The organism is Paenibacillus filicis (assembly GCF_038070315.1).
GTDB lineage: Bacteria > Bacillota > Bacilli > Paenibacillales > NBRC-103111 > Paenibacillus_G > Paenibacillus_G filicis.
Map to the genome: position 1 here is coordinate 212,923 of NZ_JBBPCC010000011.1, position 19,887 is coordinate 232,809.

Here is a 19,887-nt window from a genome sequence, read left to right on the forward strand (position 1 = left end):
AAGCACTTTAACTTTTGAGTGTATTTTTATTTTCACTTTATACCAAGAGATAAAATTATTTATTTTAAAAGGGGGATCTTACGGACTAAAGTTAAAGCGATTAAACTTTTGGTTGAAAGTCATAACGGCTAGGGAAGGGGAGGTTCCACTGGGCGCCAGTAAAGGAAGTCGTCGCGAGAGCAGATATTTTTATGCATTCGTATCTCCATGGATCGTCGGTTTTATCGTATTCGCCTTGTTTCCGATCACAGCTTCCATGTACTACAGCTTTACGGACTACGATATTATTCATGCGCCCGTGTTTGTGGGTCTTGCCAACTACACGGAATTGCTCCAGGATGAGCAATTTTGGAATTCCATTCGAGTTACGCTGCAGTATACGGTGATCAGTGTACCGCTCACGCTGCTGCTTTCCTTGTGCTTTGCTTTACTGCTTAATCAGAAAGTGCCGTTTAAGGGCTTTTTCCGGACCGCGATGTATTTCCCCAGCATGATCTCCGGAGTCTCGATGTCGTTGTTGTTTTTCTGGGTGTTTAATCCGCAGGCGGGGCTGTTCAATTACGCTCTGTCTCTCCTTGGGCTGGAGCCAATTCATTGGCTGCTGGATGAGAAGTATGCGCTCTGGGCGCTCATCATCATGTCGTTCTGGGGCATGGGCGCAGGCATGCTGATTTTTCTCGCCGGGCTTCAAGGCGTTCCTTCCAGTCTGCTGGAGGCCGCCAGACTGGATGGCGCAGGCAGGTGGAGGTCGTTTTGGAACGTTACTTTTCCGATCATCTCGCCAGTCTTCCTGTTCCAGCTCATTATCGGGATGATCGAATCGTTTCAGGTATTTACGCAAGCGTATACAATGACCCAGGGCGGCCCTAATTACTCCACCTGGTTCTACGTGTACAACATCTATATCAACGCCTTCAAGAACTTCCGTTACGGTTATGCTTCCGCCATGTCCTGGCTGCTGCTCATCGCCGTGATGCTCGTCACCTTCGTCATTATGAGAACCTCCAACCGATTCGTACATTACGAAGGGGGCTCGAACACATGAATCAGACGAGGCTGACGCTAGATCCTATACGCATCATCGGATTTCTTATTCTTCTGGCTGTTACGGTGATCATGATCTCTCCGCTATGGTTCATGGTGTCCACCTCCCTGAAGACGACCAAGGAGATGCTTGCTTTTCCGCCGACGTGGATTCCGAATACGTTCGCATTCGGCAACTTTCGGACCTTGTTCGAGAATCCGGATCTGAAGTTCGGCCAGCAATATGCCAACAGTCTGATCGTCGCTGTTTGTTCGGTCATCGGTACGGCTATTTCGTCCAGTCTGGTAGCCTTCGGCTTCTCCCGGTATTACACCAGATGGAAATCGCTGCTGTTCGGGCTGCTGCTTGGCACCATGATGCTGCCGTACCCGGCCATCATGATTCCTCAGTTTCTGCTGTTCCGTCAATTGGGCCTTCATGACTCCTTGCTCCCGCTTATTGTGCCTTCTTTCTTCGGATCGGCTTACATGATCTTTTTGCTCCGGCAGTTTTTCTATTCGCTGCCCAATGAGCTGTTCGACGCAGGTCGAATCGACGGCTGCAGCGAGTTTCGTTTGTTCTGGAATCTGACGCTGCCGCTGTCAGGGCCGGTGCTCGCGACCGTTTCGATCTTCACCTTCATCTGGTCCTGGAATGATCTGCTCGCTCCGGTTCTGTATCTGGATTCCCAGGAGCATTTTACATTGCCGATCGGCATGGCGGCGCTGCTGTCCTCGAAGTTACGGATTGCGCCGTGGAATCTCTTGATGGCGGCTTCGCTGTTATCCGTCCTGCCGATTGTCGCTCTGTTTACGGTAGCTCAGAAACGATTTGTCGAAGGTATTGTGCTGACGGGTATCAAGTGACGCTTTAAGGCGAATGTAGATTCCCGTTAAAAAGCGATTCAAGGGGAGGATGCAAGAATGAAGAGAACGAAACAAACAGCGGTTATGGTACTCGGAGTGACGCTCGCCAGTGTGTCGGCGCTGTCCGCTTGTTCCACGGATAAACCTGCAGGCGGCAAAGACGGGGGCGAGGTGGTGACGATCACGCATTACACGATCGACTCGCCGGACCGTACATTTGTGGAGAAGCTGATTCCCGACTTTGAGAAGCAGCATCCGAATATCAAGGTCAAGGTGACCAAGGCACCCTACGAGCAGTTCGATTCCAAGCTGCAGTCGTCGATCGCTGCGAACAATGCGCCGGATGTCACCTCCCACTGGGGCTACGGCGGATTCATGGAGTACTACAATAAGGGCATGCTGGCCGATCTGACACCGCTGATGGAAGCCGATTCATTCAAAGCATCCGATTATAACATGCTTGAAGATCTCATGAATATTTATAAAGTAAATGGCAAGACCTACGGCATCCCAGTCAACAGCTATGTGACGGTGCTGCTTTATAACAAGGACTTATTCGACAAGGCTGGACTTGCTTATCCGCCTACCGACTACAACGATAAGAGCTGGACCTACGACAAGATGGTCGATTACGCGGCCAAGATGACGGTGGATTCCAAGGACTTGAATAAAGTGCAGTATGGCCTGGACTTCGGTTGGGGGGAGCGCGACCAGAAGCCCCAATACTTCGGTGCCAAGATCTACTCGGATGACACCTGGCAGAACGGCGGCAAGCCGTCGGCGGTCAATTTGACCAAACCTGATGTGATCGAGGCCTACAAGAAAATTTACGGGCTGATCTGGGATAAAAAGGTCTCTCCGACACCGGCATTCTCCAAGTCCGTATCCGGGCAATTCGGCGACCCGTTCCTGTCCGGCAAAATCGGCATGTCCGTTGTCGGCTCGTGGAGTCTGGCCGCTTCCAGCGAATTCAGCTTCAAGGTAGGCGTCGCTGCCGTTCCGCAGGGACCGAATGAGAAGGTACGGAGCGTGCTGTACGTCGACCCGCTGTTCGTGCTCAAGGATTCCAAGCATCCGAAGGAAGCTTACGAATGGATCAAGTATCTGATCACGACGGAAGTCCAGGAGAAGTCGATTGAGCTCAGCGGCGGCAATCCGCCGGTCAACCAAAAGGCGGCTGAGAAGTACTACGCCAACTTCGAAGGGATCGAGCCCAAGCAGATCCGGCAAGTATACGAGGGGGCCATCAAGCACGGTGCCGAATCCTACAATCACCTGATCTCGCACTACTCGCAGATCAATGAGCTGTTCATTAACGAGCTGGCCGGCGTGGAGAATGGAGACAAGAAGGTGGAGGAGGCGCTCCCGGTCATTCAAGATAAGCTGACCAAGCTGCTGGAGCGGGTGAACAAGTAACGAAAAGTCCGGCAGGAGGGATGCGGCTCTTCATTCCTCCTGTGTATTTGACAGCCGAATTATGGTAATTTGGAAGCAGGCTGTACATTGTTCGATGGACTGTAAGAATAGAGCACAGGAGTTGGATGGTTCATGAAAGTAAGTATTTTTGACGTCGCCAAGAAAAGCGGTCTGTCGGTGGTTACGGTATCGCGTGTCATTAATCAGGCGGGCACCGTCCGTGAGAAAAACCGGCAAAAAGTGCTCCAGGCTATGAAGGAACTGGATTATCATCCCAATGCGGCAGCGCGCAGTCTGGCCCGCGGCAAAACCGGGATCATCGGCCTGGCGATTACGACCTTGAACGACTCCTTTCTCGACGCCGTCGTGAAGGAGATCAACGACCTGCTAGCCGCCAAAGGCTATTTTCTGGCGCTGTCCATTTCTACGGACGTATTCTCGTCCTTCGATAACTCGATGTTCCAGGAAGACCGGGTAGACGGCGTCATCTTGCTTTCGCCGATTCAGGAAGATGAATATGTCATGGAAATGAAAAAGAAGAAGATACCGTTCGTGCTGCTGGATAATCAGCATGTTCATTCTTCGGTATCCTCTGTCGTTGTCAATAACTATAAAGGCGGCTATGAAGCCACCAAGCACTTGATTGATCTTGGACATACGGAGATTGCCCATGTTAGCGGCCCGGAGCCGTTCCTCGCGAGCAGCGAGCGCTGCCGGGGGTATGTCGATGCGATGCAGGAAGCGGGGCTGAACTCCCTGTGGGTGGATCAGGGAGATTTCAGCATCCCATCCGGCTATGAGGCCGCAAGCCGCTGGATCGCCGCCGGCAAGCTGCCAACGGCTGTATTCGCTGCCGATGATTTTACCGCGCTCGGCGTCATAGACGCCTTGAAGAATGCGGGCTATCGAATCCCGGCCGATGTATCGGTTGTCGGGTTCGACGATCAGATATTTGCGGCGGAATTCCGTCCCCGCTTGACCACGGTGCGCCAGCCTGCGGATAAGATGGGGAAGCAGGGCGTCGATATTTTGCTGAGCCGGATCGACGGCTCGGTCAAGCGGAATGTGACGGTGCAGCTGGAGCCGGAGCTGATCATCCGGGAATCGACGCAGTCCATAAGAGTCTAAAGGACGATTAGAGACGATATACAGGAGCTGGAAGCGATGAATTATTATTTGGGTGTGGATGCAGGCGGGAGCAAAACCTATACACTCGTCACTGACGAGCAGGGTAACATCATAGGCAAGGGAGAGAGCGGGAACGGCAACCATCAGCTAGGGGTAGACCGCGCCCGCGCCAATATTACAAGCTCTGTGGAGAAGGCGCTGCAGCAGGCGGGGCTTTCCCGCGAAGACATCACGCATGCTTTCTTCGGTCTTGCCGGCGCTGACCGGCCGATCGATTATACGATTCTTCGTCCTCTGGTGGGAGGACTCGGCTTCCCGCGTTACGGCATCGATTGCGACACGATGATCGCGATGCGTGCAGGCACGTCCGAGCCGTTCGGCGTCGTGCTGATCTGCGGCAGCGGCACGAATAGCGCCGGGAAGAATCGTCAGGGCGAATTTTATCAATGCGGCGGCTTTACGTACCAGTTCGGCGACTTCGGCGGCGGAGGCACGCTGTCCGTGGAGGCGTTCCGTTCGGTGATCCGGGCGTGGGACGGCCGGGAGCAGCCGACTTTATTGACCGAGCTCATGCTGGAATCGCTGGGATTCGCCTCCGTGCAGGAGATGTTTGACGATTACCTAGATAACAACCGGCCCGTGCCCTTGCATGTGGCCAAGCTGGTATTTCAGGCGGCCGGGCAGAATGACGAGGTCGCACTCCGCATCCTGCGGGTGCAGGGCGAGGAGCTTGGCAGGTCGGCGACCGCTGTCATCCGGCGGCTTGGGATGGAGCAGGACACATTCAATGTCGTACTTGCGGGCAGCATCGTAACCCGTGGCGAGGGACCGTATGTGCATGCCTATATCGAACAAGCGGTTCAAGCGGCAGCCCCTCACGCGTCGATCGTCAAGCTGAATGTCGAGCCGGTCGTCGGTGCGGTTTGGACGGCGATGGAGGCGGCGGGGGGAACGGTATCTCCCGAAGCTTATAACAGGCTGAGAGCCGTGTCCGATTATCAAACGGTATAGCGACAACTGAATACGAGATTGAATGAGGATGTGACTACGGATGAGAGACGCATTGAAAATTGCAATTATTGGCGGCGGGTCCTCTTATACGCCGGAGATTGTGGAAGGGTTTATTTTGCGCTATGCGCAGCTGCCGGTGAAGGAGCTCTGGCTCGTGGACGTGGAGGAAGGCCGGCATAAGCTGGAGATCGTCGGCAGTCTGGCGAAGCGGATGATCGAGAAGTCGGGTCTGCCGATCGAGGTGCATCTGACCCTGGACCGTCGGAAAGCGATCGAGGGTGCCGACTTCGTCTCCACGCAGATGCGCGTGGGGCTGCTCGAAGCCCGGAAGTGGGATGAGCATATCCCGAATAAATACGGCGTTATCGGCCAGGAGACGACCGGACCGGGCGGCATGATGAAGGCGCTCCGGACGATTCCCGTCCTGCTGGATATTTGCCGGGACATCGAAGAGCTGAGTCCGGATGCGTGGCTGCTGAATTTCACGAATCCGGCGGGGATGGTGACCGAGGCGATTCATAAATACTCGAAGGTCAAAAGCATCGGCCTCTGCAATGCGCCGATCGGGCTGCACAAGTGGCTGATGAATAAATATGAGGTGCCTGCCGGGCAGATCTATACCGAGTTCGTCGGCTTGAACCATCTGCACTGGGTGACGCGCGCGGAAATCAATGGCGTAGACAAGCTGCCCGAGCTGTTGGACCGGCGTGAAGAATATAGCGGCAAGAATGTGCCCGCGAGCGAATGGGACGCGGATTTCCTGCGCTCCTTGCAGGCGCTGCCTTCGTATTATCTGAAGTACTTTTATATGACGGATGCGATGCTTCAGGAACAGCTGGATTCCATGAAAGCGAACGGAACGCGCGCCGAGGTAGTGAAGCGGGTCGAGGACGAGCTGTTCGAGCTGTACAAGGACCCGGAGCTGCAGGAGAAGCCGAAGCAGCTGGAGAAACGGGGCGGTGCCTACTACTCGGAGGCGGCCGTGAACCTGATGGATTCGCTGTACAATGACCGCAAGAACATTCAGACGCTGAATGTGATCAATGGCGGCATCATCGATTTCCTGCCGGCCGATGCCTGCATCGAGGTAAACTGCATCGTGACCGGCCAAGGTCCGGTGCCGCTTGCGCTGACCAAGGTGCCTGAGCATGTCAAGGGTCTGATGCATGCGGTCAAGACGTATGAACGACTGACGATCGAGGCGGCCGTACAGGGCAGCCGGGATTTGGCCCTGCAGGCGCTCGTCCACCATCCACTGGTGCCGTCGGTGGGCGTAGCCAAGCCGCTGCTGGAGGAAATGCTGGATCAAAACAAACCGTATTTGCTGCGTTTTTTCAGTCAGAACGTTTAGCTCACGATTCATATGCCGAAGCTCTCTGAGAAGAGGGCTTTTTGGCATGCAGCGGAGGCAGCCAGACGAGAACCCGAGTTCACAAAACAGATGGTTGTTAACGTGTGCATAACGTGGTATTCTGAATCATAAGAGGTGAACGTATGAGCGATGTGACGATCAAGGATATCGCCCGCATGGCCGGCGTTTCTCATACTACGGTCTCCCGGGCTTTGAATGATAGCCCGTTGATCAATCCGGAGACGAAGGAAAGAATCAAATCCATCGCCGGCAGTATGAATTACACGCCCAATTATAGCGCCAAAAGCCTCGTGCTGGACCGCTCGTATAACCTCGGCTTGTTCTTTACGACTCTGCATCAGGGAACCTCGTCAGGCTTCTTGTACGCAGCTCTGCGCGGGGTGAACGATGTAATCAAGGATGGCTACAATTTGATCGTACGGGGAATCGACGACTTCAAGAGCTATCATCACGTCAACCGTAAGAGCTTTGACGGCATCATCGTGATGAGCCAGAGTGCAGCGGATCAGCCGTTTATCGAGTATGCGGCGGAGCGGGGCATCCCTCTGATCGTGCTGAACCGGCAGATTGAGATGGAAGGCGTCTGGAATTTCGTTCCCGACGATCAAAGCGGCGCCTACCGGATCACCGAGTATTTGCTGGAATGCGGTCACCGGCGGATTGCGATTATCGAAGGAAAACGGGGCTTCAAATCCTCCCATGCCCGCAAGGCGGGGTATTTGGAGGCGCTTCACGCGGCGGGAATCCTTCCCGAGGATGAGCTGTGCCTGCGCGGGGAGTATGATTTCGAAAGCGGCTACCGGGCGATGGAGCGGATCCTGCAGCTGAAGGAAAGGCCAACCGCCGTATTTTGCAGCAGCGACGATATGGCTCTGGGAGCTGTGAAAGCGGCCACGGAGCGAGGAGTCCGCGTGCCCGACGACCTGTCCGTTGCCGGGTTTGACGATACGCTGTATTCGGCGTTTATTACGCCTGCGCTGACGACCGTCCGCCGTCCGATTGAGGAGATGAGCCGGGTCGGCGCCGAGAAGCTGGTAGCGCTTATCGAGAAGAAGCAGGTGGAAGATCACAAACGAATGTTTCGCACGGAGCTCGTGATCCGCGATTCCGTGAAACCGATATCGGAGGAGATAGACACGATGAGCGTATTGAGAACGCTGCTGCAAGATATCCCCGTACCGCAGATGGTACGCATCAGACAGAAATTCGACGGTTCCAAGCTAGAGAATCCGGTGCAGGTGTTGAAGGAAGAGCTGGCGAAGCCAGGCTCTGTTGACCGCATCCTTCCCGGCCAGCGCGTAGCGGTCGCCGTCGGCAGCCGGGGCGTAGCCAATCTGGCCGAGCTTACGCGGGCGACGATTGAAGCGATCCAGGCAGCGGGCGGGGAGCCGTTCATCGTGCCGAGCATGGGGAGCCATGGAGGCGCGACAGCCGAGGGGCAGAAGGATGTGCTGCATCATCTCGGAGTGACTGAGGAGGCTATGGGCGCTCCGATCCTGTCCTCCATGGAGGTCGTCCAGATTGACCAGCTCCCGAACGGGCTGCCCGTTTATGTGGACAAATATGCCTACGAAGCGGATGCCATTGTGGTCATCAACCGTGTGAAGCCGCATACGGCATTCCGCGGACGGATCGAGAGCGGCATGTTGAAGATGATCGCCATCGGTCTGGGCAAGCAGAAGGGAGCCGAGGCCTGCCATCAGCTTGGCTTCAAATACATGGCCGAGAATGTGCCGGCTATGGCCCGGATCATGATCGACAAGCTGCCGATCGTGTTCGGCGTCGCGCTGGTCGAGAATGCGTATGACGAGACCTGCATCGTCGAGGTGCTGCCAGCCGAGAAGATGGAGGAGCGCGAGGTTCACCTGCTGGAGGTGGCCAAAGCCCGCCTGCCAAAAATTTTATTCGATCAGATTGACGTGCTGGTGATCGATTATATCGGTAAAAACATCAGCGGCGACGGCATGGACCCGAATGTAACGGGCCGCTATCCGACTCCTTATGCCCATGGCGGTCCTGATGTGTCCAAGATGGTCGTGCTCGACCTGACGCCGGAGACCAAGGGGAATGCCAACGGCGTCGGTACCGCGGACTTCACTACGCAGCGCCTGGTCGATAAAACGAACTTGGCGGCTACCTACGCCAATGGCCTGACCTCCACGGTGTGTGCACCGACCAAAATCGCCACGACGCTGGAGAACGATTACTATGCGATCAAAGCTGCCGTGAAGACGTGCAACATTCTCGATTATACGAAATGCCGTCTGGTGCGCATCCAGGATACGCTTCATCTGGGCGAGATCGAAATTTCCGTGAATTTGCTGGAAGAAGCGCAGCAGCACCCGGATATTGAAGTGATATCCGAGCCGTATGAGCTGCCTTTCAACGAACAAGGCAACCTGAGATAAAGGAGTTCAACAACGTGCATAAGCCCTATATGATTTCCGCAGATATCGGGACGACGAGCGCGAAGACGCTGCTGTTCGACCGGAGCGGCCGGATTTTGGCCTCCCATGCGGTAGAATATCCGCTTCATACGCCTACGCCGGACACGGCTGAGCAAGATCCTGAGCAAATCTTCCAGGCGGTGCTGGCCGGCATCCAGTCCGTTGTCTCCCAAGGCGCAGTCCGCATCGGGGAAGTGCTGTGCGTATCTTTCAGCTCCGCGATGCACAGTGTGATCGCAGTCGATGAGGCTTTCCGTCCGCTGACGCCATGCATCACCTGGGCGGATAACCGCAGCGTGGGCTATGTCCAGAAGCTTAAGGTAAATGCCGCCGGGCATGACATCTATCTGCGGACCGGTACGCCGATCCATCCGATGAGTCCGCTGCTCAAGCTGATGTGGTTCCGTGACAACCGTCCGGAGCTGTTTGCTTCTGCGCATAAATTCATCGGGATCAAGGAATATGTCTTCGCACGGCTGTTCGGCGAGTGCGTGATCGACCATTCGATCGCGAGCGCCACCGGCTTGTTCAACCTGCGCCAGTTGGATTGGGATACTGGGGCGCTGGCTGCGTGCGGCGTGCGGCGGGAGCAGCTGTCGCGTCCGGTGCCGACCACGCATATCGTGCAGGGCCTGCGGCAGACCGACGCGGCTTATCTGGGCCTTGCGGCAGATACGCCGTTTGTCGTCGGCGCTTCGGACGGCGTCCTGGCCAACCTGGGCGCAGCGGCTTTCGAGCCGGGCGTCTATTCAGTGACCATCGGAACGAGCGGCGCGGTTCGCGGCGTTGTGCGCGAGCCTGTGACGGATCCCAAGGGCCGGTTATTTTGCTACGCGCTCAAGGAGGATTTCTGGGTTGTCGGCGGTGCGATCAACAACGGCGGCATTATGTTCCGCTGGGTCCGCGATCAGCTTGCTACGGCTGAGGCAGAGGAAGGCCGCCGTCTCGGGATGGACCCGTACGATTATTTGACCCAATTGGCTGCGGGTGTGGCTCCGGGCTCGGGCGGGCTGATCTTTCTGCCGCTGCTGGCGGGCGAACGCGCTCCCTACTGGAATGCGAATGCGCGCGGTGTGTTTTTCGGACTGTCTCTGTACCACCAGAAGCCGCATATGATCCGCTCTGTCCTGGAAGGCGTGATGTACAGGATCCATTCCGTTGTACAGGCGCTGGAGGAGCTGAGCGGACCAACGAAGGAGATCCGGGCTTCGGGCGGGTTTGCCCGGTCGCCGTTCTGGCTGCAGATGATGGCGGACGTGTTGGGCAGTCCGGTCGCCGTACCGGACACGATCGAGGCGTCCGGTGCGGGAGCGGCTTTGCTCGGCATGCTGGCTACCGGAGAGATTGCAGACTTCTCCGGTGCGCATGAATGGGTGAGGGTCCACCATACGCTGCAGGCGGATACCGGGGCCAATGCCGTCTATAACGAGTTGACGGGTATTTATAGCCGGGTCTATCACCAACTGAAGGACGAGTTCGACGCGATCGCGGCCTTTCAGCAGAAGTACACGCTCACTTAACTAGGGGAGGAAGCGAATCATGGCTTTGAATTTATTCGACTTGACAGGCAAGACGGCGGTAATCATCGGGGGGAACAGCACGCTTGGCGGTTCGATGGCCGTAGGTCTGGGCGGACACGGAGCGGATGTGGCGATTGTGGGCCGCAATCAGGAGAAGGCACGCGAGGTGGCAGCGGCGGTGGAAGCGGCTGGCGGCCGGGCGCGCTGCTTCGAGGCGGACGCAACTAGCACAGAGGATCTGACGCGGGTTTTGGCTGAGGTGCTCGAATGGACAGGCCGTTGTGACATTCTGATGAACTGTCCGGGCAAGAACAGCGTGACCCCTTTCTTCGATCTGCAGATGGAAGAGTGGGATTCCATCATGGACGTCAACTTGAAAAGCGTTGTGCTGGCTTGCCAGGTTTTTGGGAAGCATATGGTCGATGCGGGAGAAGGCGGAAGCATCATCAATATTTCCTCCGTTTCCTCGGAGCCGCCGCTGTCGCGCGTCTTCACCTATTCGGCCTCCAAGGCGGCTGTCAACAGCGTGACGAAGTTTTTGGCCAAGGAATTTGCTCCGGCACGCGTGCGTGTTAATGCCATTATCCCAGGATTCTTCCCGGCCGAGCAGAACCGTAAGATTCTCTCTCCAGAGCGTACCGAATCTATCATGAAGCATACGCCTATGAACCGTTTTGGCGAGGCGGAGGAGCTGCAGGGAGCGGCTGTCTACCTGGCTTCCGAGAAAGCGTCTAGCTTTGTGACAGGATCGCTGCTGAGAGTCGATGGCGGCTTCGGATCGATGACGATCTGAGATGAGGTCTTGAAATTCAATTGATAATGACTGATAATGGGTTCTAAAGTACCTGTGCGCCTTTCATGCTTCAACGCACAGGGGTAAATAAATATTGGATTTTGAGGAAGGAAGAGAAACCAAATGTCCAAACAGCAAATCGGCGTTATCGGTCTGGCGGTCATGGGGAAAAACCTGGCGCTGAACATCGAAAGCCGCGGTTTTACCGTTTCCGTATTCAACCGCTCCCGCGAAAAAACGGATGTGCTTCTTGAAGAAGCGAAGGGCAAAAATCTTGTAGGTACATACAGCATCGAGGAGTTCGTGGCCTCGCTGGAAGTGCCGCGCAAGATCCTGATCATGGTTCAAGCAGGCTTCGCGACTGACGATACGATCAATCAACTCGTTCCGCACCTGGATAAGGGCGATATTATTATTGACGGAGGCAACGCGTTCTTCCCGGATACGCAGCGCCGCAACAAAGAACTGGAATCGCATGGCATCCGTTTCATCGGTACAGGCGTATCCGGCGGCGAAGAGGGCGCGCTCAAGGGCCCATCGATCATGCCGGGCGGACAGAAGGACGCTTATGAGCTGGTGGCTCCGATCCTGACGGCGATTTCCGCCAAAGTCGGCGACGATGCATGCTGCACGTATATCGGCCCAGACGGTGCCGGTCACTACGTGAAAATGGTTCATAACGGCATCGAGTACGGCGACATGCAGCTCATCTGCGAAGCCTACCAGCTGTTGAAGGACGTCCTGGGCGTCAACACGCAAGAGCTGCACGAGATTTTCGCGGACTGGAACCGCGGCGAGCTGGACAGCTACTTGATCGAGATCACGACGGACATCTTCACCAAGTACGACGAAGAGACCGGCAAGCCGATGGTAGACGTCATTCTCGACTCCGCCGGCCAGAAGGGTACTGGCAAGTGGACAAGCCAAAGCTCGCTTGATCTTGGAGTACCGCTGTCCATCATCACCGAGTCCGTATTCTCCCGCTTCTTGTCCGCTATGAAGGAAGAGCGCGTGGCAGCAAGCAAAGTGCTCACCGGTCCTGAAGCTAAGCCTTATGAAGGCGATCGTGCGGCATTCATCGAGGCAGTTCGCAAAGCGCTGTATGCGAGCAAAATCTGCTCCTACGCCCAAGGCTTCGCTCAAATGAGAGCGGCCAGCGAAGAGTACGGCTGGGATCTGGACTACGGCAGCATCGCGATGATTTTCCGCGGCGGCTGCATCATTCGTGCGCGCTTCCTGCAAAACATCAAGGACGCTTACGACCGCAACCCAGAGCTGCGCAATCTGCTGCTTGACGACTACTTCAAGAACATCATCACGAACTACCAGGATGCTTGGAGATCGGTCGTATCGACAGCCGTATCCAGCGGGATTGCCGTACCGGCCTTCGCTTCGGCACTGGCTTACTACGACAGCTACCGCACCGAGCGTCTGCCGGCCAACCTGCTTCAGGCACAGCGCGACTACTTCGGCGCCCACACCTTCAAGCGTTTGGACAAAGAAGGAACCTTCCACTATCAGTGGATCAAAGAGGACTAGAAGCGGCTTCGCCCTTCTCGCCTGCGCGCGTCCTTGTGAAGGCCGTGTGACGCTTCGCGGAGCCAGCTCTTGAGCCGATCGGCCTCCTGGTCGAATCCGTTGCGGCGCTGGATCAGCATCAGCGAAATCTCGGCAAAATAACGAAAGTTCTGCAGCAGGCGTGGCTGGGAAAGATCCATTAACTCGGGATCTTCCTCAGCCACCTTTTTTTTGATATATTCCAGCATCCAGACAATCTCCTCTTTGCATAGAGGGCGTGATGGGTCCATGATCTGATCCAGCTTGCGACGGGTCAGGTCGGTGGCCGAGGCTTGCTTGGGGGTTAATGCGTTTTGTGTCATATCGCGGCTCCTTTCGTACAATCAGCCTTAACAGCATTGACGGTTCGGGCTGGAATTTATTCACAACCATCTTATGTTTTTACCAACCTTTCTATTCACCTTTAGCAAGCTGTGATATGATAGGGACAGTTTATAGAAGGAATATTCAGGGGTGTTGGACGTTGACGAAGCGCAATGTGGTGTTGATCGGCATGATGGGTACGGGCAAGTCCACCGTCGGTCAGGAGCTCGCTCGCCGGCTCGGCTTTGCTTTTGTAGATTCGGATGCAGAGGTTGAGCAGCGGCAGGGAATGACTATCAAGGATATGTTCGCGCAGCTGGGCGAGCCGGCCTTCCGCGAGGCGGAGACGGACACCATCCGAACGATTATGGGCAAGCCCGGTCAAGTGGTCGCCACCGGAGGCGGCGCTGTACTGGCTGAAGCAGGCCGGGCTGCGATGCAAGAGGGAGGCTTCGTGGTAGCGCTGCGGGCCGGAGTCGAAACGATCATCCGGCGCGTCCGCGAGGATCAGAACCGCCCGCTGCTTCAAGGCGATGTGGAGGAGCGTGTGCGGACGATTATGGAAAGCCGCAAGCACGCCTATGACTTCGCGGAGCTGAAGGTAGACACGGACGGGCGGAGCGTAGAAGATATTGCCGATGAGATTTGCAGGGCGTGGGCAGCTCTGAGCACCGCTCAGGCTTAGGAAGTGAAACCCCTCGTCCATATGCACGAGGGGCTTCGATTTGGAACGGATCACAGAGCCGGAGCTGCTGCGAAGAAGTCTTAGAGCGCTTCCCACTCCAGCATGCCTCCGGTCATATTTTTCAACTGGGTTAAGCCCTGTGCCTGGAGATACTCGAGCGCCCGTCCGCTGCGATTGCCGCTGCGGCAGACGAGAATCGTCTCGCCGTTCTGCGGAATTTCGGAGATGCGGTCGGGAATTTGCATTAATGGAATATGAACGGCACCGGGAATGATACCCTGGGCCACTTCTTCGTCCTCGCGGACGTCGATCATGTCCAGTTTCTCCCCATTGGCCAATCTTTGCTTGATTTCTGCAGGTGTGATCGTTTGCATACGTATAGCCTCCTTGTTCGTACACGGCTGTTGGGGCCGATGGCCTCATCATACCTATGATCGGGAAAGCGTGTCAAACTATTGGCGGGCACCGCTTACGCCAGTACCCACTACAGTTTACTTCTCAGAGGCGTAACAGCATGACTGTGCAGGAGAGGAGAGACATGCCGGGTGACTTGGTTGTACATCGGAATCGCAGGTATTGTTGGAGCGCTGGCACGTTTTGGCTTGTCTGTCATGCTAAATAACCCGGATGCTGCCTATCTGCCCTGGGGGACGCTGCTCATCAACTTGTCAGGCTGTTTCCTGCTGGGTCTGCTGGCCTACGCCCCGAGGCTGGGACGGTACCCGCAGCTTAAGATAGCACTGACGACGGGACTGATCGGTTCATACACGACATTCTCTACATTCAGTTGGGAGCTGCTGCAGTTTGTGCAAGGCCATCTTTGGCTGCATGCGGCTGTTTATGTACTGGTAAGTTCAGGCGGAGGACTACTGTTTGTCCGGCTCGGCAGCGGGATGATTTTTCGGCTGGGGAAGAGGGGAATTGCCGAATGATGTCGAATATGATGGTAACGCAAATGATGTGGGTGGCCGCAGGCGGATTTCCGGGAGCTATTGCCCGGTATGTCGTTGGCCGGGCCATCTCGTCTCGTGTTCCCTCTGACGGAATACCTTACGGTACGCTGACCATCAATGTGCTGGGCAGCTTTCTAATCGGTCTGCTTTGGGGGCACGGCCCGTCGCAAGGGGAAGCCTTGCTATTCGGCACCGGATTTCTCGGCGCATTCACAACCTTTTCCACTCTGAAGCTGGAAAGCGATGCGCTGTTCCGTGCGGGAAAGGCACGAAGCGCCTGGCTGTATCTGGGCTTATCGTATACCGCCGGCCTGTTGCTCGCGGCAGCCGGGTATGCGCTGTAAGGAACATAAGTGAAGGAGCGAATACATACTGATGAAAGCTATCGTCAAACCTACGCCTCGATTGGAAGGCACGATTAACGCATTATCGTCCAAAAACTATACGACCCGTTACCTGCTGATCGGCGCTCTCGCCGACGGCATTAGCACGGTTCATTATCCGGCCCACAGTGAGGATAGCGATGCGATGCGCCGCTGTATCCGGGATCTGGGAGCCGTGATTGAAGAAGACGAGGAGAAAATGACGATCCGCGGCTTCGGCAGTCATCCTAAGCATGTGAGCGAATTGAATGTAGGCAATGCCGGCGCCGTGCTCCGTTTCCTGATGTCGGTAGCCGCCTTCCTTCCCGAGGTTACGTTCATCAACAAGTACCCGGATTCGCTAGGCAAACGTCCCCATGACGACCTGATCGACACCTTGCGTCAGATGGGCGTCGAGGTTGAGCATCGCGAAGGCAAGCTGCCGATCACGATCCGCGGCGGCAAGCCTCGCGGCGGTAAGCTTACCGTATCCGGCAATATCAGCTCCCAATTCCTGAGCTCGCTGCTGTTCGTAACGCCGCTGCTCGAAGAGGATACGGAGATCACCGTGCTGCACGACCTCAAGTCGAAGATCATCGTCGGCCAGACGCTGGAGGTTATCGCCCAGGCAGGAATTCAGATCGAAGCCTCGGAAGATCTGATGTTCTACCGGATTCCGGGACGTCAGCACTACAAGCCTCAAAACTATACGGTGCAGGGAGATTACCCTGGGTCCGCTGCGATACTGGCCGCTGCAGCCGTTACGAACTCGGATGTACGGGTATTAAGACTGGCGGAGCAGAGCCGTCAAGGCGAACGTGCCGTTGTGGATGTGCTGCGCGACATGGGCGTCGAGCTGACGCACGAGAACGACATCGTGCATGTCAAGGGCAATCAGACACTCAAAGCCGGAGAATTCGACGGAGATCACTTCACCGACGGTGTGCTTGCGATGGTAGCTGCCGCTGTGTTTGCCGAAGGCACCTCCCGTTTTTACAATGTAGAGAATCTGCGTTACAAGGAATGCGACCGCATCACCGATTATCTGAACGAGCTGCGCAAAGCCGGTGCTGATGTCGAGGAGCGGCAAAGCGAGATCATCGTTCATGGCCGTCCCCAAGGTGTTACAGGCGGTGTAGAAATTAACGCGCATTACGACCATCGTGTCATCATGGCGCTGACCGTCGTTGGCCTTCGTTCCGAGAAGGGTCTGGTCATCAACGATGCGCATCATGTCGCGAAATCGTACCCGCAATATTTCGATCATCTGCTGTCACTGGGCGCACAGATCGAATTGGTGGAGGACTAAGCCGAGTTTTGTGCAAACGGACGGCTTAGGCCGTCAGGGCTCGTTTTCCGGCAACATGACGTTTCATCCAGTTTGCAACAAAGGGAGTGAGGTTCGTGACCATATTCTGGAAAGGGATTCAGGTCACGCTCGGTTTTTTCCTGATCGGAGGCTTGCTGTTCGCCAGCGGCGTCTTCACCGTCCTGCTCTACGCCAAGGTGACCGGGCAAGAGGATTGGATGCGTCCGGCGGTTCAGGCATTGGGGGTAGGCATTCGGCCGGAAGCTTCGAGAGCCTTGGAGGGCACGGCCGAAGCGGCCGCCTCGCCGCCCGTGCCCGTCGAACAACCGAAGGCGTCCAGCGTGATGCTGGAGGCTCCCGTTGTGCGCCAATTGCCGGAGCTGCCCTCCGGCTGCGAGGTTACTAGCCTGACGATGCTCCTCAAATTCCGCGGGATTGAGAAGACTAAGATGGAGCTTGCCGCGGAAATGAAACGGGATACGACACCGATCCGTTACAACAAGGACGGCTCCATTGCGTACTGGGGCAACCCTAATATCGGCTTCGTCGGCGAGCCTACAGGAAAAGCCAAGGGCTTCGGAATTTATCACACGGCGCTGTTCGACCAACTGAAATCCCATGTGCCGACAGCGGTGGACTTGACGCAAGAGCCTTTTGAGAAGCTGGAGGACCAGCTTCGCAGCGGGATTCCTTCCGTCGTTTGGACGACGATCGATTTCCAGGTCCCCGAGAGATGGGTAGTATGGGATTCTCCGCTAGGGCCGATTCAAACGACGTTCATGGAGCATGCGGTGCTTCTGGTCGGTTTCGATGAGGAAAATGTGTATGTAAACGATCCGCTCTCCGGACAAGGGCAGCGGAAGATCAACAAAGAGCAGTTCAAGGCCACCTGGGAAGCAATGGGGCGTCAAGCGATCAGCTATACAACTGGATCCTAAGGGCCACTCTAATAGAATAAATAGCTTGTCCAACGCGGACAACGAGATCAAGGAGCTGAATCAACATGGCATTTGAAAACCCTTCGAGGGATCGGATCAAACAATTATTGATGGATGCGCAGCAGGTGGCGGTTGTCGGGCTTTCGGACAAGCCGGACCGTGTCTCTTATATGGTCTCGGAAGCGATGCAGCAGAAGGGGTACCGGATCATTCCCGTCAACCCGATGGTTACCGGTGAAATTCTGGGAGAGACCTGTTACCCGACCCTCAAGGACATTCCTGGCAAGGTGGATATTGTAAATGTATTCCGCCGCAGCGACCAGGTGGTGCCAGTCGCCCAGGAAGCCGTCGAGATCGGTGCGAAGGTATTCTGGCTTCAGCTCGGCATCTTCAACGAAGAGGCGGCTGAGATTGCAGCACAAGGCGGGCTGGAGATCATCATGGACCGGTGCATCAAGGTCGAGGACTCTATCCTTTTGCCCGGAGGGAAGTAAGGTGAGTTTACCGCTGTCTTCATCCTTGTCGCTATATTTGGTTATGGATATTGCTTCCTACGGGGAACGAACGGCTCTCCAAATTGCTCGCGCTGCCCTGGACGGCGGCGTGACCATGCTGCAGCTGCGCGAGAAGAAAGCCCCGCTGCGTGAGGTTCTCGAGACCGGACGGGCGATCCGTGAAGCATGCCGGGAGAAGGGGGTGCCGTTCATCGTCAACGACCGCGTGGATCTGGCCATTCTGCTGGAGGCGGATGGAGTGCATGTCGGGCAGGACGATCTTCCCGCGCTTGATGTCCGCAAGCTGCTTGGTCCGGATGCGATCATCGGCGTATCCGCAGGAAATATGGAGGAAGCGGAATGGGCGGTATCCCAGCAGCCTGATTATCTGGGGATTGGTCCTGTTTACTCTACGCTGACCAAGGGAGATGCAGGAGCGCCTATCGGTACTGCGCTGATCAGCGAGTTAAAAGCCAGTTGGCCTCAGCTGCCCCTGGTCGGAATCGGCGGTATTCAGCCGTCCAACGCGGCTGCTATCATTCAAGCGGGTGCTGATGGAATCGCTGTCGTCTCTGCGATTACTAGGCAGCCTGACCCGGAGTCGGCATCGCGGTTGCTGGCTGACACGGTGAGGCTGTCCCGAAAGGTCTGACCCTCATGAATCGAGCTAAAAATAGTTAAGAATGAAGTAATAAAATAAATCCTCCTTGAAGACAATAAGAAAGGCTTTCGGACGGACACGGACTAGCGCCTGCTGCCGGGAGACTTCTTAGACTAGAACGCCAAGGAGGATTTCGCATGTACAATAACCAGTTCTCGAACAATTTCCAGAATCAAGCTTCCGGTATCAATTCCCAGTATCGCGGGTTGGATACAAGGTATCAACCGATTGGCTATGTGCAGTCCCAATATAACCAATCACTCAACCCAAGCTCGTTCATCTCGGCGAATCAACAAGGCAGCAGCTATTCCCAGGGTCAGCAATTCCAAAGCCCGCAAAATTACCATACGGCTAACTACCGCGGCGACCAGCCTGGACATGATGCTTACCTGCGTTCGGACTCTAACCAGCCGGCTCAAAGCCAATATGGCATCGGAGCGACGAATTATTCGACAAACAACAACAACTCCTATATCTCTTCCGGCATCAATAACCATGTTGTAACGGCGAACCAGCCTTACAACAACCAGTTCCAAAGCACACAGTCGTTCCATACGGCCAACTACCGTGGGGATCAGCCGGGCCATGACGCCTACCTGCGTTCGGACTCCTCGCAGCCTGCCCAAAGCCAGTATGGCATCGGCGCTGTGTCCTATACGAGCAGCAGTCCCTACACGTCTTCCTTTAACACCGGCTACAGCCAACAATCCTTCAATAATTCCTACGGGCAATCCCAAAATCAAAACCAATACCAAAGCCCGCAAAATTACCATACGGCTAACTACCGCGGCAATCAGCCTGGACATGACGCTTACCTGCGTTCGGACTCTAACCAGCCGGCTCAAAGCCAATATGGGAATGGCAGCTACACGAACAGATATCAATTCTAAACCTGCCTGATTCAGCAGGAGCGAGCGAGCCGACAAGGCTCGCTTTTTGTTCGCTTGGCGCGCCCTGTGCAATCGTTGACAAATACCAGGTTAGCGCTTACCATCGTAATAGTGTGAAGGCACGTCTTCATGGAAAG

Annotated in this window: 20 protein-coding genes and 1 pseudogene; 19 read left to right on the plus strand and 2 right to left on the minus strand. The window is 55.7% G+C overall.

Annotated features, from left to right (window positions below; translation table 11 throughout):
- Window positions 1–112: 112 nt before the first annotated feature.
- From WMW72_RS18310 to gndA, 11 genes and pseudogenes are all read left to right on the plus strand, one after another.
- Window positions 113–1,045 (plus strand): carbohydrate ABC transporter permease, encoded by a 933-nt coding sequence (locus tag WMW72_RS18310; protein WP_341416969.1) that lies wholly within the window; start codon window positions 113–115, stop codon window positions 1,043–1,045.
- Window positions 1,042–1,890, plus strand: a complete 849-nt coding sequence (locus WMW72_RS18315) for a carbohydrate ABC transporter permease (protein ID WP_341416970.1) — start codon at window positions 1,042–1,044, stop codon at window positions 1,888–1,890. Before WMW72_RS18310 ends, WMW72_RS18315 begins: the two co-directional genes overlap by 4 nt.
- A 57-nt stretch (window positions 1,891–1,947) precedes the next feature.
- Complete coding sequence (locus WMW72_RS18320) at window positions 1,948–3,306, plus strand: ABC transporter substrate-binding protein (protein WP_341416971.1); 1,359 nt, start codon at window positions 1,948–1,950, stop codon at window positions 3,304–3,306.
- Window positions 3,307–3,438: 132 nt separating this feature from the next.
- A complete protein-coding gene (locus tag WMW72_RS18325) occupies window positions 3,439–4,434 on the plus strand; it encodes a LacI family DNA-binding transcriptional regulator (RefSeq protein ID WP_341416972.1) in 996 nt (331 codons plus the stop codon).
- A 36-nt stretch (window positions 4,435–4,470) separates the two neighbouring features.
- A complete protein-coding gene (locus WMW72_RS18330; protein WP_341416973.1) occupies window positions 4,471–5,445 on the plus strand; it encodes an N-acetylglucosamine kinase in 975 nt (324 codons plus the stop codon).
- Window positions 5,446–5,485: 40 nt separating this feature from the next.
- Complete coding sequence (locus WMW72_RS18335) at window positions 5,486–6,796, plus strand: 6-phospho-beta-glucosidase (RefSeq protein WP_341416974.1); 1,311 nt, start codon at window positions 5,486–5,488, stop codon at window positions 6,794–6,796.
- Window positions 6,797–6,972: 176 nt separating this feature from the next.
- Window positions 6,973–7,869: pseudogene (locus WMW72_RS18340) on the plus strand (LacI family DNA-binding transcriptional regulator); the annotation flags it as partial.
- A gap of 87 nt (window positions 7,870–7,956) precedes the next feature.
- Window positions 7,957–9,225 carry a nickel pincer cofactor-dependent isomerase, group 22 gene (locus WMW72_RS18345; protein ID WP_341417006.1) on the plus strand — a complete coding sequence of 423 codons (1,269 nt, stop codon included), beginning with the start codon at window positions 7,957–7,959 and terminating at the stop codon, window positions 9,223–9,225.
- A 29-nt stretch (window positions 9,226–9,254) separates the two neighbouring features.
- A complete protein-coding gene (locus tag WMW72_RS18350; RefSeq protein WP_341417007.1) occupies window positions 9,255–10,784 on the plus strand; it encodes a gluconokinase in 1,530 nt (509 codons plus the stop codon).
- A gap of 19 nt (window positions 10,785–10,803) precedes the next feature.
- Window positions 10,804–11,577, plus strand: a complete 774-nt coding sequence (locus WMW72_RS18355) for an SDR family oxidoreductase (RefSeq protein ID WP_341416975.1) — start codon at window positions 10,804–10,806, stop codon at window positions 11,575–11,577.
- A gap of 123 nt (window positions 11,578–11,700) precedes the next feature.
- A complete protein-coding gene (gene gndA, locus WMW72_RS18360; protein ID WP_341416976.1) occupies window positions 11,701–13,116 on the plus strand; it encodes an NADP-dependent phosphogluconate dehydrogenase in 1,416 nt (471 codons plus the stop codon).
- On the opposite strand, the gene WMW72_RS18365 is transcribed toward gndA, so the two are convergent.
- Window positions 13,113–13,457, minus strand: coding sequence for a hypothetical protein (locus WMW72_RS18365; RefSeq protein WP_341416977.1), 345 nt, complete (start codon window positions 13,455–13,457; stop codon window positions 13,113–13,115). The genes gndA and WMW72_RS18365 overlap by 4 nt on opposite strands.
- A 161-nt stretch (window positions 13,458–13,618) precedes the next feature.
- Here WMW72_RS18365 and WMW72_RS18370 point away from each other — a divergent pair, with 161 nt between their 5' ends.
- Entirely contained in the window at window positions 13,619–14,143 is a 525-nt protein-coding gene (locus WMW72_RS18370; RefSeq protein WP_341416978.1) for a shikimate kinase, read from the plus strand.
- 80 nt (window positions 14,144–14,223) lie between these two features.
- Here the strand turns inward: WMW72_RS18370 and WMW72_RS18375 are convergent, their stop codons facing one another.
- Window positions 14,224–14,517, minus strand: a complete 294-nt coding sequence (locus tag WMW72_RS18375; RefSeq protein WP_341416979.1) for a rhodanese-like domain-containing protein — start codon at window positions 14,515–14,517, stop codon at window positions 14,224–14,226.
- A 171-nt stretch (window positions 14,518–14,688) separates the two neighbouring features.
- Here WMW72_RS18375 and crcB point away from each other — a divergent pair, with 171 nt between their 5' ends.
- The 7 genes from crcB (at window position 14,689) to WMW72_RS18410 (ending at window position 19,750) form a co-directional block, all read left to right on the plus strand.
- Window positions 14,689–15,075: a fluoride efflux transporter CrcB gene (crcB, locus tag WMW72_RS18380; protein ID WP_341416980.1), complete on the plus strand. Its 387-nt coding sequence runs from the start codon at window positions 14,689–14,691 to the stop codon at window positions 15,073–15,075.
- A gap of 8 nt (window positions 15,076–15,083) precedes the next feature.
- Window positions 15,084–15,440, plus strand: coding sequence for a fluoride efflux transporter FluC (locus WMW72_RS18385; protein WP_341416981.1), 357 nt, complete (start codon window positions 15,084–15,086; stop codon window positions 15,438–15,440).
- 31 nt (window positions 15,441–15,471) lie between these two features.
- Entirely contained in the window at window positions 15,472–16,767 is a 1,296-nt protein-coding gene (aroA, locus tag WMW72_RS18390; RefSeq protein WP_341416982.1) for a 3-phosphoshikimate 1-carboxyvinyltransferase, read from the plus strand.
- Window positions 16,768–16,862: 95 nt separating this feature from the next.
- A complete protein-coding gene (locus WMW72_RS18395) occupies window positions 16,863–17,705 on the plus strand; it encodes a C39 family peptidase (protein ID WP_341416983.1) in 843 nt (280 codons plus the stop codon).
- 65 nt (window positions 17,706–17,770) lie between these two features.
- Entirely contained in the window at window positions 17,771–18,199 is a 429-nt protein-coding gene (locus WMW72_RS18400) for a CoA-binding protein (protein ID WP_341416984.1), read from the plus strand.
- Between the two features lies 1 nt (window position 18,200).
- Entirely contained in the window at window positions 18,201–18,851 is a 651-nt protein-coding gene (gene thiE / locus WMW72_RS18405) for a thiamine phosphate synthase (protein WP_341416985.1), read from the plus strand.
- A gap of 146 nt (window positions 18,852–18,997) precedes the next feature.
- Complete coding sequence (locus tag WMW72_RS18410) at window positions 18,998–19,750, plus strand: hypothetical protein (protein ID WP_341416986.1); 753 nt, start codon at window positions 18,998–19,000, stop codon at window positions 19,748–19,750.
- Window positions 19,751–19,887: the final 137 nt, after the last annotated feature.